Genomic DNA, 13,926 nt, shown 5'->3' on the forward strand with positions numbered 1-13,926 from the left:
GCACACAACGGTCGCCGAGACCGTGCGCCCGTCCGGTGGTGGGAGCCGTTCAGCCAGGCACCAGCGACCATCCGACCAGAGCGCACCCGAGCGCCAGGTATCGCACTGCGCCACGGCCAGGACGCGGGATCAGAACCCGGTGGGCCGCCCCCAGGCGGTCATGACCCCGGTCGTGCCTGACGTCGGAGATGTACAGCGCCCACCACACACCCGTCCCTGCGATGACCAGAACCATGGACAGCGGCACGGCGCGACGCCATCGCAGTCGGGGGACGTCGGACCGGTGTCGAGTAGCCAACGTCTGGGTCCACCGCCGTCCGGCCCGCCTGCACGGTTCCACCTCGGGCTGGCGCTACGCTTCCTTCGAACGCCCGTACGCGGCCGCCGTGCCGCCGTCGGGCCTCACGTCCACGCCGAGGATCACCAGGGAGCCGCACCGCATGGCGCGCAAGAAGGCCGCACCCGTCGCCGACGAGCCGTACGACGAGACCATCGTCGACATCGACGTCGCCGCGGAGATGGAGACGTCGTTCCTCGAGTACGCGTACTCCGTCATCTACTCGCGCGCCCTGCCGGACGCCCGCGACGGCCTCAAGCCGGTGCACCGCCGGATCCTGTACATGATGGCCGACATGGGCCTGCGGCCCGACCGCGCGCACGTGAAGTCCTCGCGCGTGGTCGGCGAGGTGATGGGCAAGCTGCACCCGCACGGCGACGGCGCCATCTACGACGCGCTCGTGCGCCTGGCGCAGGACTTCTCGATGCGCCTGCCGCTGGTGGACGGCCACGGCAACTTCGGCTCGCTCGACGACGGTCCCGCCGCCGCCCGGTACACCGAGGCGCGCCTGGCCGCGCCGTCGATGGCGATGACCGCCGGGCTGGACGAGGACGTCGTCGACTACGTCCCGAACTACGACAACAAGCTCACCCAGCCCGAGGTGCTGCCCTCGGCCATCCCGAACCTGCTGGTCAACGGCGCGTCCGGGATCGCGGTCGGCATGGCCACGAACATGCCGCCGCACAACCTCGTCGAGGTCGTCGCCGCGGCCCAGCACCTGCTGGCGAACCCCGAGGCGACGCTCGACGACGTCATGCGGTTCGTCCCCGGGCCGGACCTGCCCAGCGGGGGCAAGATCATCGGCCTCGACGGCGTGCGCGACGCCTACCGCACCGGCCGCGGCTCCTTCCGCACCCGGGCCACCGCCCGGATCGAGAACGTCACGGCCCGGCGCAAGGGGATCGTCGTCACCGAGCTGCCGTACACGGTCGGTCCGGAGAAGGTGATCGAGAAGATCGCCGACGGCGTGCGCAACAAGAAGATCCAGGGCATCACCAACGTCCAGGACCTCACCGACCGCACGCACGGCATGCGCGTGGTCATCGAGGTCAAGACCGGGTTCGACCCGGAGGCCGTGCTCGAGCAGCTCTACCGCACCACGCCGCTGGAGGACTCCTTCGGCATCAACAACGTCGCCCTCGTGGACGGCCAGCCGCGCCCGCTGGGGCTGCTGGACCTGCTGCAGGTCTGGGTCGACCACCGCATCGACGTCGTGCGCCGCCGCTCGCAGTACCGTCTGGCCAAGCGCAAGGACCGCCTGCACCTCGTCGAGGGTCTGCTGATCGCGATCCTGGACATCGACGAGGTCATCCAGGTCATCCGTTCCTCGGACGACGCCGCGATCGCCCGCGAGCGCCTGCAGTCGGTGTTCGACCTGTCCGAGCCGCAGGCCTCCTACATCCTGGACCTGCAGCTGCGCCGCCTGACGAAGTTCTCCCGCATCGAGCTGGAGTCGGAGAAGTCCCAGCTCGAGGCGGAGATCGCCGAGCTGGAGGCGATCCTGGCCGACGAGGCGCGCCTGCACGGCGTGGTCTCGGACGAGATGGCCGAGGTCGCCGCCACCTACGGCACGCCGCGCCGCACGGTCCTGCTGGACTCGGCGGGCGGGGCCGCGCAGTCGGCGGCGGCGACGCCGGCGCGGGGCAAGAAGGCCCCGGCCCTGGACCTGGAGATCAAGGACACCCCGACCCGGGTGCTGCTGTCCGCGACGGGTCTGCTCGCCCGCACCTCGGGCGAGACCGCGGACGCCCCGGTGGAGCGGGCCGGACGGCGGCACGCGCACGACGCGCTGCGGTCCGACGTCGCGACGACGGCACGCTCCCAGATCGGCCTGGTCACCTCGACGGGCCGGCTGCACAAGCTGTCCGCCCTGGAGCTGCCCGCGCTGCCGAGCGTGGACGGGCCGCCGTCGCTGTCCGGCGGGGTGCCGGTCAGCGAGATGGTGTCGCTGGAGTCCGGTGAGCAGGCGCTGGCGGTGGTGTCGCTGGCCGAGGACGCCGCTCCCCTGGCGCTCGGCACCCGCCACGGCGTGGTCAAGCGGGTGACGCCGGGCGACGCGCCGCGCAACGGCGACGTCTGGGAGGTCATCGGCCTCAAGGACGGCGACGCCGTGGTGGGGGCCGCGCCGGCCACCGACGAGGACGAGGTGGTCTTCGTCGCCTCGGACGCCAGCCTGCTGCACTTCGACGCCTCGCTGGTCCGCCCGCAGGGCCGCGCCGCCGCGGGCATGGCCGGCATCCGCCTCGGCGGGGGCCAGCACGTGGTGTTCTTCGGGGTGGCGCGGGCCGCCTCGCGCGACCTGCACACCGTGGTGACGGTGGCCGGGTCGGCCGGTGCGCTGCCGGGCACGGGCGGCGGCTCGGTGAAGGTCACCCCGTACGAGCTGTACCCGGGCAAGGGCCGCGGGACCGGCGGCGTGCGCGCCCACCGGTTCCTCAAGGGCGAGGACGCGATCGTCCTGGCCTGGGTCGGCGAGGGACCGGCGCGGGCCGTGGGTTCGGGCGGTCAGCCGGTCGAGCTGCCCGAGGAGACCACGCGCCGCGACGGCTCGGGGACCCCGGCGTCCGGTCCGCTGGCCGCCATCGGATGAGGGTCGCGACCGGTTCCCGGGTCGCGCTGCTCCTGCTGCTGGCCGGGCTGACGGCCGGCTGCGGGGCGGACGACGGTGCGGAGCCGACGACGGACCCGACGGCGACGGACGACGCGGCCGCAGCCGAGGCGCCGGCTGCAGCGACGGACGCCGAACCGGACGGCGACGCCGGTTCGGCGGACGGGACGCCGGACGACGGCGCGGGCGAAACCGACGCCGACGCGTTCTGCGCGACGGCGGCCCCGGCGCTGCAGGTCGTGGACCGCGAGATTATCGGCTCGGCCGAGCACGTGGAGATGCTGGAGTCGGTGGCGGTCTCCGCCCGGGACGACCTCGGCGACGGTGACCTGGCCGACGACGTCGCGGACCTCGCCGACCACTACGCCACGTCGGTGAGCCCGGCCGACCCGGCCTCGCAGGACTTCGACTCGTTCCCGGCCGGGGTCCAGGACACCGCGCTGGACGTCCAGGAGCAGATCAGCGCCCTGTGCTGACCTCGGGGCCGCCCTCGGGTCCGGCCTCGGCACCGGCCTCGGGCTGGTAGCGGGCGCGCAGCTCGCGTTCGCGGTCGCGCCGCGGGAAGGCGACGAGCACGAGCAGCGAGCCGAGCAGGACGGCGACGATCCCGGCGAGGTAGGCCCACTGGTCGCCGGCGAGGAACGACTCGCGGGCCGCGGCGATGATCTCGTCGCTGTACTGCGGGTGCTGCGAGGCGATCGACTCGGCCCCGGCGAACGACTTCTCCAGGGTGGCCTGCATGCTCGCGGTGAGGTCGGACAGGTCGCTGTCGTCCCCGACGGCCGTGGCCATCGACCCGGCGTACCCGGCGGCGAGCAGCGCCCCGAACGCGGACTGCAGGATGGCGCCGCCCAGGTCGCGCTGCAGGTCGGCGGTGCCGGAGGCCATGCCGACGCGCTGCACGGGGACCGAGCCCGTCAGCGAGTTCGACGCCGGCGTCCCGGACAGCCCGACGCCGATCCCGACGAGCAGGTAGGCCAGCCCGACGGCCCAGTAGCCCACGTCCTCGCGCCACAGCAGCAGCATGGCGGCGAAGCCGAGCAGGACGAACACGTACCCGGACAGCATCGTGACGCGCGACCCGTGCCGTTCGACCAGGGCGGCCGACCGCGGCGCGACGAGCACCATGCCGACGGCGCCGGGCAGGATCGCCGCGCCGGCCGCGATGCTGGAGTAGCCGAGCACGTTCTGCATGAACAGCTGGCCGACGTACATCGCACCCATCAGCGAGCCGAAGATGATCAGGCCGGCCACCGCGGCGACCCAGAACGTGGGGCGGGCGGCCACCCGCAGGTCGTACAGCGGGTTGTCGGCGTGGAGCTGGCGCAGCACGAACCAGGTGCCGGCCCCGACGACGACGGCGCCCAGCACGGCGAGGAGCACGGCCTGGTCCGGCACGGCCAGCAGGTTGATGCCCATCACCAGCGCGCCGACCAGCAGCACGGACAGGGTGCCGCCGAGGTGGTCGACGGGCTGGACGCTCTCGTGGACGTGCGCGGGCACGAGCACCAGGGCCAGCACGAACGCCAGCACCGCGAGCGGCACCGTCAGCGCGAAGACCGACCCCCACCAGAACTGGGTGAGCACCCACCCGGCGGCGAGGGGGCCGAGCGCGGCGAACGCGGCCCCGATGCCGGACCACAGGGCGATGGCGCGGGTCCGGCCGGATCCGGACCACAGGGCCGAGATCAGCGCGAGCGTGGTCGGGAACGCCATGCCGGCGCACAGGCCTCCGCCGACGCGCGCGACGAAGAGCACCTCGACCGAGGGTGACCACGCCGCCAGCAGGCTGAACAGCACGGTGAGCCCGGTGCCGGTCAGCAGCAGCGCCTTGCGGCCGTACCGGTCGCCGATCGCGCCGAAGTACAGCACCGAGGCCGACAGGCCGAGGGAGTACGCGACCGCGACGAGGTTGAGCTGGACCTGCGAGGCGTCCAGGGCGTCGCCGATGTCGGGCAGGGCGACGTTCGCCACGGACAGGTTCAGGTTGGCCACGGCGGCGACGAGGATGAGCGTGCCCAGCACGCAGCCGGACGGCGCGGTGGCGGTGGCGTCCGACGGCGTACGCGGCGTGGAGTCCTCGCGGGCGGTCCCCATGTGTTCTGACGGTAGGCGTGGTCGGGCGCACTCACGCGCCCACCGGCACCGCCCGGCGGATCTCAGCGCGCGACGGCGGCCGCGATCGCCTCGCCGAGCTCGACCGGCCGGGTGAACATCGGCCAGTGCCCGGTGGGCAGCTCGACGATCTCGCAGTCCCGCATCGCGGCGAGCTCGCGGGTGAACGGGTCGTCCTGGGCGATGAAGTGCTCGTACATGGCCCGCGGCCCGTCGAAAGAGCCGAAGTACTCGCAGGCGATGACCGTGGTCGGCACGTCGTAGCGGCGCTCGTCGGTCAGGCGCACCGGGTCCGACGCGACCCGGGCGGGAGTCGGGATCGCCATGGCTCGGAGCCGCGCCTGGAGGGCGTCGTCGAGGCCGGCGAGGTCCGGCTCGTCGAACACCGACCAGTCCGGCAGCGGGATCTCGCCGTCGACGACGGGCAGGTCGGGGTTGATCGCTCCCCCGTCGCCGAGGGGGAACGAGTCGGTGTAGACGGCGCGCGTGATGCGGGCGGGGCGGCGGTCGGCCGCGGAGTGGATCACCGCTCCCCCGCCGGAGTGCCCCACGAGCACGATCTCGGCGTCGTCGGGCAGCGCGTCGATCGCGGCGACGACGGCGTCGACGTGGTCGGCGAGCGTGATGCCGCTGCGGTCGGCCTCGACGGAGTCCATGCCGGGCAGCGTCATCGGGCGCACGGTGTGCCCGGCCGCGACGAGCGGCGGCGTGACGGCGTCCCACGCGGAGGCGTTCAGCCAGAAGCCGGGTACCAGGATGATGTCCATGCCGCCGAGCGTAGGTGTGACCCCTGACACACACTCGGACCCGGGCCGGCGTGATGGAATCGCCCGCGTGACCGCCTACGAGTTCTCCACCGACCGCGACCGCCTCGACGTCGACTGGATCCACGAGATCCTGTCCACGCAGGCCTTCTGGGCCCGTGGTCGCACCCGAGCCGCCCAGGAGACCGCCGTCGCCGGCAGCCGGAACTACGGCATGTACGCGGCCGACGGCACGCAGGTCGCCTACGCCCGTGCCGTGACCGACGGCGTCACGTTCGCCTGGGTGGCCGACGTCATCGTCGACCCGGCCCACCGACGCCAGGGACTCGGCACCCGGATCGTCGACGGCCTCATGGCCGACCTCGAGAGCCTCGAGCTCAAGCGCGTGCTGCTCAAGGCCTCCCCCGACGGCCACGAGCTCTACCGGCAGGCGGGTTTCGACACCCTCGACGAGCCGGAGACCTGGCTGCTCCGACGCCTGCGCTGACCGGCTTGCCCGGTCGGGTCGCACCCGCCTAGTTTGCGTTCATGGCGAGGAATGACCGATGACCGAGCAGCGACCTTCCCCGGCGGGAGCGGCTTCCCCGCTGCAGTGGTCCCAGCGCCCGACGCCGGCCAGCACCCAGGACCGTCGCGTCCACAGCCGTGCCGTGATTCTCCAGGCACTCGCGCTGGGCGCCTGCGCCGGAGCCGTGCTCAGCCTCTGGAACGGCTCGCTGCCGTGGCGCGGGCTCGTCAGCGTCGCGCTGCCGTGGGCCATGCTCGGCGCGATCGTCGCCGCGACGGTATACCGGGAGCGGCGGACCCGGAACTGGCCTCGACGCGCCCGGCGCACGGCGCTCGTCGGCGTCCTGGGCACAGGGGTGCTCTTCGTCGTCGTCGCGACGTCGGTGTATCTCGGTGGCGCCGCGGCACCCACGGCCTGGGTCTCGGTCGGGGTCGGCGCCGTCGTCGCTCTTCCGGGCGTTGTGGCCGGCGTCCTCATCGCCAGAGACCGTCGATGACCCGCCCCCGCGGATCAGGCGGCCCGGGCTGAGATCGCCTGCCGTGCGACGACGCCGGCGACGAGCAGCGCCTGGCCGGCGAGGTAGGTGAGCATGATCCAGAACCCGGACTGCGGCGGCACGACGTCAGCGAACGCACCCAGCGCGATCATCGCGTCCGAGAAGAGGAACAGCGCACCGCCGATCCAGGCCAGCCGGTGCACGCCCGTGGCGAGCACCGCCATCGCGGTGAGGAACACCGCGTAGACGACGACGGCGCCCGTCAGCACGCCGGGAGCGCCCGGCAGGCACAGCGCCACCAGGACGACCGCCAGTGCCACGTAGGCGAGCAGGACTCCCCGGCGCCGGTGCAGGACGGACTCGCGGCGGTACGGCCAGAATGCGACGGCGTAGACGACCTGGGCGACGAGGAACCCGCCGACCATCGCCAGGAACGCTGCGTCCCCGGTGAACAGGTCGGGCAGGGTGTCACCGACCCAGGAGAAACCGAGCGCCACCAGCACCAGCCGCACGAGGCGCGGCCGGGGTGCCGCCGTCGTGCACCAGAGCACGGCCGCGAGCGCCGGCATGACGAGCCACTGCGTCGAGTTCGCGACCGCGGCGGCGTCGAGCAGCTGGGCGACCAGGTGGACGACGGCGAGGGCGGCGAAGACGCCCGCCGCGACGCGGGCAGCGCCCGGGCGGAGCAGGGGGCGGTCGGTATGAGCGACGTCGGTCATGCGCGGCAGCGTAGCGGGCGGCCGGGGTGCGATCCTGCCGCCATGACCGACGCACCCGTGCTTCGCCCGCTCACCGCTGACGACGCCGAGGCGGTGCTGGCGGCGTTCCGTTCGGCGCCCGACATGGCACGCCAGGGCACGGTGACGACGCCGCAGGAGGCCGAGCGCTACGTGGCCCGGCTGACCGACCCCGACGGACCGCATCGCGCCTGGGCCGTTGACGACGGCGGCACCTGCGTCGGGCTCGTCGCCGTCACGGTCGACGCGGCGAACGCCACCGGCTGGTTCTGGTACTGGGTGCACGCCACCCACCGCGGACGAGGGCTGGCCCGGCGGGCCGCGGCGGCGGTGGCCGACTGGGCGCTGTCCGACGGCGGGCTGCACCGCCTGGAGCTCGGGCACCGGATGAACAACCCGGCGTCGGGAGCGGTGGCCCGGGCCGCAGGGTTCGTCCGCGAGGGCACCGAGCGCGAGAAGTTCCTCGTGGACGGTCGGCGAGTCGACGTCGCGACCTACGGCCGACTGCGCACAGATCCGGTGCCCAGCGGCGAGCGACTCGCCATCCGTCCGGCCTGAGCGCGCCGGCCCTACGTCGCTCGGGAACGACGGAGCTGTCGGCGAAGCGCCGTAGGGTCGCTCCCGGACGGAGGAGAGCCTGATGACCAGCACCACCGACCTCGTGGCGTGGGCCGACGAAACGCAGTCACGCCGAGACCGGGACCCCGGCGTGTACATCCTGGCCGCGCCCATCATCCAAGCCTCGCGCGTCGAGGACGCCCGCGAGGCGATGCAAGCACTGCAGCAGCCGCGTGAAAAGAAAATCCACTGGCGCGAGGACAGCGACAAGCGGCACGACCAGGTCATCGACACGATCCGGTCCGTGGACATCGTCGAGACCGTCGTCGTCGTCATGACCGGATTCACCGTCGACCAGCGCGAGACGCGCCGCCGCCGCAAGGTCCTCGAGCGTTTCCTGTACCAGATTGCCCAGCGCGGCTGCAGCCAGCTGACCTTCGAGTCACGCGGCTCGGTCGAGGATGCCCGAGACTTTGCTGTGGTCGATGCGCTACGTGCCGGTCAGGTGATCCCCGCCCAGCTCAGGGTCGACCACGTACCGGGGCCGGCCGATCCGGCGCTCTGGATCGCTGACGCAGTCTGCGGCGCCATCACCGAGGCGCGATGCGGTCGCCCGCGCTGGCTGGAACAGATCCAGGACGTCACGACCGTGGAGACCGTCACCTACATGTCCTGACATGGCGCGAGCCTCGGGCCCTGTCTTCCGGCAGGATCTCCCGAGGCTCACTTCCCGACGTTCCGCAGAGGCCGGGCTCGTCTCGAGACTAGCAGTTTTCGATCTCCGCTAGAAGAGCGGAAGCCGCCAGTGCGCGACTCGTCTGATCGCTGGTCACTAGTCAGAGCTCGATGCTGAGCAGCCGCGAACCGTGCGACGTGGTGTACCCGAGGCTGGCGTAGAGCCCGTCGGCGCCGGACGGGTTGGCGGTGTCGACGTCGAGGCAGGCGTACTCCATGCCGTCGGCGGCGAAGGACCGCATGCTCGCCAGCAGCGCGGCGAGCCCGGCCTTGCGGCCGCGGTAGGCCCGCCGGGTACCGAGAACCGCGGTGTAGCCGAACGAGTATCCCCGCACGGCGAAGTCCTCCTCGAACCGCTCGCTCATCGCGTACCCGACCACCAGCGGCTCCCCGGCGCGCAGCGCGGCGGCGGTCTCGTCGTCGGTGTGCTCGTCGGCCAGCAGCGCCTCGACGTCCGGGGCGTCGTCGACCACGAGGTGGGTCCACTGCGGGGCGAACCCTGTGCGTCCCCGCCGCCACTGCTCCGGGGTGTTCGGCTCGCTGCCCCAGTGGTCGCGGAAGGCGTCGTTGTGGGCCAGGCGGGCGGCGTCGTCGTACTCGGCGGAGAACGGGACCAGCCGCAGCGAACCGTCGAGGGCGACCTCCGGCAGCGGTTCGGCCTCCAGGTCGCGCAGATCGCGGCGCAGGTCGGTGTAGAAGCGGCGGGGCTCGAAACCGGCCCGCTCGTAGAGCCGCAGCTTGGACGCCGGTCCGTCGTCCTCGGCGAAGACGCCGATCCGGGCGGGCAGCTCCTTGCCCGACGCCGCGAGCACCTGCCGGGCGCGGGCGACCTGCCAGGCGAACAGCTCGCGGCCGATGCCCTCGCCGCGGCGGGACGGGTGCACCCCGCCGAACAGGAACGCTCGCAGCGTGCGGGTGTCGCCGGGCATGGTCTCGACGTGGCCGTAGGCCCGCAGCGCGCCGTCGGCGTCGAACCCGAGCACGGAGTCGACGTCGAACCGGCGCCACGGGGCGTCGAACAGCTCGGTGATCTCCTCGAGGCTCTCGCGGTACGGCTCGGCGTCGGCCGCGGCGATGGTGTTGCGCAGCTCCAGCAGCGCGGCGGCGTCGTCGGCGGTGGCCGCACGCCAGGCGAGCCCGCCGGCGGCGAGCGTCGGCAGGGTCGCCGGGGCGTCCGCGCGCTCGGCGATCGGGGCGAGGTCCGGTGAGGTCTCCACGGTGGCCATGGGGCGAGCGTAGGTCTCACCAGGTGTGCGCCGCACCCTGTTTTCGCCCGCGCGAACTAGGCTGGCCAGGTGACCTCCACGCTCGATCTCGCCGCTGCCGACGCCCGTTCCGCCGCCCTGCGCGAGGCGCTGCGCACCCGGGTGGTGGTGGGCGACGGCGCCATGGGCACCATGATCCAGGCCGCCGACCCGACGCTGGACGACTATCAGCAGCTCGAGGGCTGCAACGAGATCCTCAACGTGACCCGCCCGGACATCATCCGGGGCGTGCACGACGGGTTCCTTGAAGTCGGCGTGGACGCGATCGAGTCGAACACGTTCGGCGCGAACTGGTCGAACCTGTCGGACTACGGCATCGAGGACCGCATCCGCGAGCTGGCCCGCGTCGGCGCGGAGCTCGCCCGTGAGCGCGCCGACGTCTACGCGACGCCGGACCACCCGCGCTGGGTGCTGGGCTCGATGGGGCCGGGCACCAAGCTGCCCTCGCTGGGGCACACCACGTACGAGAACCTGCGCGACACGTTCGCCGAGCAGGCCGCCGGGCTGCTGGAGGGCGGCGCGGACGCGATCCTGGTGGAGACCAGCCAGGACCTGCTGCAGACCAAGGCCGCCGTGACGGGCGCACACCACGCGATGCGGCCGGTCGAGGAGGGCGGCGTCGGCCGCGTCGTGCCGGTGATCGCCTCGGTGACCGTCGAGACCACCGGCACCATGCTCATGGGCTCCGAGATCGGGGCGGCGCTGACCACGCTGCAGGCCGTCGGCGTGGACGCCATCGGCCTGAACTGCGCCACCGGCCCGGACCAGATGAGCGAGCACCTGCGCTACCTGGCCAAGCACGCCGAGGTGCCGGTCACCTGCATGCCGAACGCCGGGCTGCCCGAGCTCGGCCCGCACGGCGCCGTCTACCCGCTGACCCCGGACGAGCTGGCGGCGGCGCACAGCCAGTTCGTCGACGAGTTCGGTCTGGGCATGGTGGGCGGCTGCTGCGGCACGACGCCGGAGCACCTGGCGCGCGTCGTCGAGGCGGTGCGCGGTCGCCCGCTGCCGGAGCGGGAGGTGGAGCGCACATCCGGTGTCGCGTCGCTGTACTCGCACACGGACCTGTCCCAGGACGCCTCGTACCTGGCGATCGGTGAGCGCACCAACGCCAACGGTTCCAAGGCGTTCCGCGAGGCGCTGCTGGAGGGCCGCTGGGACGACATCGTCGACATCGCCCGCGACCAGACGCGCCACGGCGCCCACCTGCTCGACGTGTGCGTCGACTACGTGGGGCGCGACGGCGTCGCGGACGTGCGGGAGGTCGTCTCGCGGCTGGCGAGCGCCTCGACGCTGCCGCTGGTCATCGACTCCACCGAGCCGGAGATGATCCGCGCCGGCCTGGAGCTGGTGGGCGGGCGCGCCGTGGTGAACTCGGTGAACTTCGAGGACTCCGACGGGCCCACCTCGCGGTTCCAGCGGATCATGCCGGCCGTGCGCGAGCACGGTGCCGCCGTCGTCGCCCTGACCATCGACGAAGAGGGTCAGGCCCGCACCACGGAGAAGAAGGTCGCGATCGCCTCGCGCCTCATCGACACCCTCACTGAGCAGTGGGGCATGCGGGTCGACGACATCATCGTCGACGCTCTGACGTTCCCCATCGCGACCGGGCAGGAAGAGACGCGCCGCGACGCCATCGAGACGATCGAGGCGATCCGCGAGATCAACCGGCTCTATCCCGGTGTGCACACCACGCTCGGTGTCTCGAACGTGTCGTTCGGCCTCAACGCGGCCGCGCGCACGGTGCTGAACTCGGTGTTCCTGCACGAGGCCACGCAGGCCGGCCTGGACTCCGCCATCGTGCACGCCGCGAAGATCCTGCCGCGCACCGCCATCGACGACGAGCAGTGGCAGGCCGCCGAGGACCTCGTGTGGGACCGGCGACAGTACGACAACGAGGGCAACCTGACCCACGACCCGCTGTCGCACCTGCTCGAGGTGTTCTCCGGCGTCGACGCCGCCGCGATGCGCGACCAGCGGGCCGCCGAGCTCGCCGCGCTGCCCGTGGGCGAGCGGCTGGAGCGCCGCATCATCGACGGCGCGCGCAAGGGCCTCGAGGACGACCTGGACACCGCGCTGGCCGACGGCATGAAGGCCCTCGACATCGTCAACACCCACCTGCTGGGCGGGATGAAGGTCGTCGGCGAGCTGTTCGGGTCCGGGCAGATGCAGCTGCCGTTCGTGCTGCAGTCCGCCGAGGTCATGAAGACGGCCGTCGCGCTGCTCGAGCCCCACATGGAGAAGGTCGAGGGGGCAGAGGAGCAGTCGAAGGGCGTCATCGTGCTGGCGACGGTGCGCGGCGACGTGCACGACATCGGCAAGAACCTCGTCGACATCATCCTGACGAACAACGGCTACACGGTGGTCAACATCGGCATCAAGCAGCCGATCTCGGCCATGATCGAGGCCGCCGAGGAGCACGGCGCCGACGTCATCGGCATGTCCGGGCTGCTGGTGAAGTCGACCGTAGTGATGAAGGAGAACCTCGAGGAGCTCGTCTCGCGCGGCATGGAGAAGCGCTGGCCGATCCTGCTCGGCGGCGCGGCCCTGACCCGCACCTTCGTCGAGGACGACCTCGCCTCCGCGTTCCCCGGTGTCGTGCGGTACGCCCGCGACGCCTTCGAGGGGCTGCGTCTCATGGAGCCGCTGGTCGCCGTCGCCCGCGGCGCCGACCCCGAGGAGGTCGGACTGCCGGCGCTGCGCAAGCGCCGCCACAACGTCGTCAAGGTGACCGAGACCGCGGTCGAGGACCTGCCCGAGCGGTCCGACGTCGCGACCGACAACCCGGTGCCTGCTCCCCCGTTCTGGGGCACGCGCGTGGTCAAGGGCATCCAGCTCGCCGACTACGCCGCGTTCCTCGACGAGCGCGCCACCTTCATGGGCCAGTGGGGCCTCAAGCCCGGTCGGGGTGAGGACGGCGCGTCCTACGAGGAGCTCGTCGAGACCGAGGGCCGGCCGCGCCTGGCCCAGTGGCTCGACACGATCCGCACCGACCAGATCATGGACCCGACCGTCGTCTACGGGTACTTCCCCGTGTGGTCCGAGGGCGACGACATCGTCGTCGCCCACCACGGGCCGGGCCTGGCCGGCATCGGGGCGCCCGACGGCGGATCCGGCGGCGAGCCCGGGACCGAGCGGCTGCGCTTCACCTTCCCGAGGCAGAAGCGCGACCGGCACCTGTGCCTGGCCGACTTCGTGCGCCCGAAGTCGTGGGTCGAGGAGACCGGCCGCTACGACGTGCTGCCCATCCAGCTCGCCACCGTCGGCGACCCGGTGTCCGCGTACACGGCGAAGCTGTTCGCCGAGAACAAGTACCGCGAGTACATGGAGCTGCACGGGCTGTCCGTGCAGCTCACCGAGGCGCTGGCCGAGTTCTGGCACTCCCGGGTGCGCTCCGAGCTCGGGTTCGGCGACGAGGACCCCGTCGACGTCGAGGGCATGTTCAAGCTGGAGTACCGCGGCGCACGGATGTCACTCGGGTACCCGGCGTGCCCCGACATGGAGGACCGCACGAAGGTCGTCGAGCTGCTGCGGCCCGAGCGGGTCGGGGTGACGCTCAGCGACGAGCTGCAACTCCACCCGGAGCAGTCGACCGATGCGTTCGTGATGCATCATCCCGAGGCCAAGTACTTCTCCGTGTGACGCACGCTTGATCCGGTCGTCACCGTCCCGGTGGGCAATGCGCCAACCCAGTACATCAAAGCGTCCGTGCAGGGTGAAACGTGATCACCTTGCTTCAGGCGCTCGCCGCAACCACTCCTCGGTAGTAGCGTGCAAGGGACGAGCCTCGGCAGAGAACGAAA

The 13,926-nt window shown here is 72.4% G+C and carries 11 protein-coding genes; 7 read left to right on the forward strand and 4 right to left on the reverse strand.

The annotated features are described in order from the left end of the window. The first annotated feature begins 440 nt into the window (after window positions 1-440). Both PO879_RS09270 and PO879_RS09275 read left to right on the forward strand, forming a co-directional pair. Window positions 441-2,927 (forward strand): DNA topoisomerase IV subunit A, encoded by a 2,487-nt coding sequence (locus tag PO879_RS09270; RefSeq protein WP_278234619.1) that lies wholly within the window; start codon window positions 441-443, stop codon window positions 2,925-2,927. Next, complete coding sequence (locus tag PO879_RS09275; RefSeq protein ID WP_278234620.1) at window positions 2,924-3,421, forward strand: hypothetical protein; 498 nt, start codon at window positions 2,924-2,926, stop codon at window positions 3,419-3,421. The genes PO879_RS09270 and PO879_RS09275 overlap by 4 nt, the downstream gene beginning before the upstream one ends. On the opposite strand, the gene PO879_RS09280 is transcribed toward PO879_RS09275, so the two are convergent. Beyond that, the gene (locus PO879_RS09280; RefSeq protein WP_278234621.1) at window positions 3,405-5,042 is read right to left on the reverse strand and encodes an MFS transporter; all 1,638 of its coding nucleotides are present in this window, start codon (window positions 5,040-5,042) and stop codon (window positions 3,405-3,407) included. The two genes, PO879_RS09275 and PO879_RS09280, sit on opposite strands and share 17 nt — an antisense overlap. 62 nt (window positions 5,043-5,104) lie before the next feature. After that, entirely contained in the window at window positions 5,105-5,827 is a 723-nt protein-coding gene (locus PO879_RS09285) for an alpha/beta hydrolase (protein WP_278234622.1), read from the reverse strand. Window positions 5,828-5,894: 67 nt separating this feature from the next. On the opposite strand from PO879_RS09285, the gene PO879_RS09290 reads away from it, so the two are divergent. Both PO879_RS09290 and PO879_RS09295 read left to right on the forward strand, forming a co-directional pair. Further along, window positions 5,895-6,311 carry a GNAT family N-acetyltransferase gene (locus PO879_RS09290; RefSeq protein WP_278234623.1) on the forward strand — a complete coding sequence of 139 codons (417 nt, stop codon included), beginning with the start codon at window positions 5,895-5,897 and terminating at the stop codon, window positions 6,309-6,311. Window positions 6,312-6,474: 163 nt separating this feature from the next. Continuing rightward, window positions 6,475-6,828, forward strand: coding sequence for a hypothetical protein (locus tag PO879_RS09295; RefSeq protein WP_278234624.1), 354 nt, complete (start codon window positions 6,475-6,477; stop codon window positions 6,826-6,828). 14 nt (window positions 6,829-6,842) lie between these two features. On the opposite strand, the gene PO879_RS09300 is transcribed toward PO879_RS09295, so the two are convergent. Beyond that, on the reverse strand, window positions 6,843-7,547 hold the full coding sequence (locus PO879_RS09300; RefSeq protein ID WP_278234625.1) for a lysoplasmalogenase: 705 nt from the start codon (window positions 7,545-7,547) through the stop codon (window positions 6,843-6,845). Between the two features lie 42 nt (window positions 7,548-7,589). On the opposite strand from PO879_RS09300, the gene PO879_RS09305 reads away from it, so the two are divergent. Together PO879_RS09305 and PO879_RS09310 are read left to right on the forward strand one after the other, a co-directional pair. After that, window positions 7,590-8,123 carry a GNAT family protein gene (locus tag PO879_RS09305; RefSeq protein ID WP_278234626.1) on the forward strand — a complete coding sequence of 178 codons (534 nt, stop codon included), beginning with the start codon at window positions 7,590-7,592 and terminating at the stop codon, window positions 8,121-8,123. 82 nt (window positions 8,124-8,205) lie between these two features. Then, window positions 8,206-8,799: a hypothetical protein gene (locus PO879_RS09310; protein ID WP_278234627.1), complete on the forward strand. Its 594-nt coding sequence runs from the start codon at window positions 8,206-8,208 to the stop codon at window positions 8,797-8,799. 160 nt (window positions 8,800-8,959) lie between these two features. Here the strand turns inward: PO879_RS09310 and PO879_RS09315 are convergent, their stop codons facing one another. Next, window positions 8,960-10,084, reverse strand: a complete 1,125-nt coding sequence (locus tag PO879_RS09315) for a GNAT family N-acetyltransferase (protein ID WP_278234628.1) — start codon at window positions 10,082-10,084, stop codon at window positions 8,960-8,962. 69 nt (window positions 10,085-10,153) lie between these two features. Between PO879_RS09315 and metH the strand changes: the two genes are divergently transcribed. Continuing rightward, window positions 10,154-13,765, forward strand: coding sequence for a methionine synthase (gene metH, locus PO879_RS09320; RefSeq protein WP_278234629.1), 3,612 nt, complete (start codon window positions 10,154-10,156; stop codon window positions 13,763-13,765). Window positions 13,766-13,926: the final 161 nt, after the last annotated feature.

This window comes from Isoptericola sp. AK164 (genome assembly GCF_029643425.1).
Lineage (GTDB): Bacteria > Actinomycetota > Actinomycetes > Actinomycetales > Cellulomonadaceae > Isoptericola > Isoptericola haloaureus.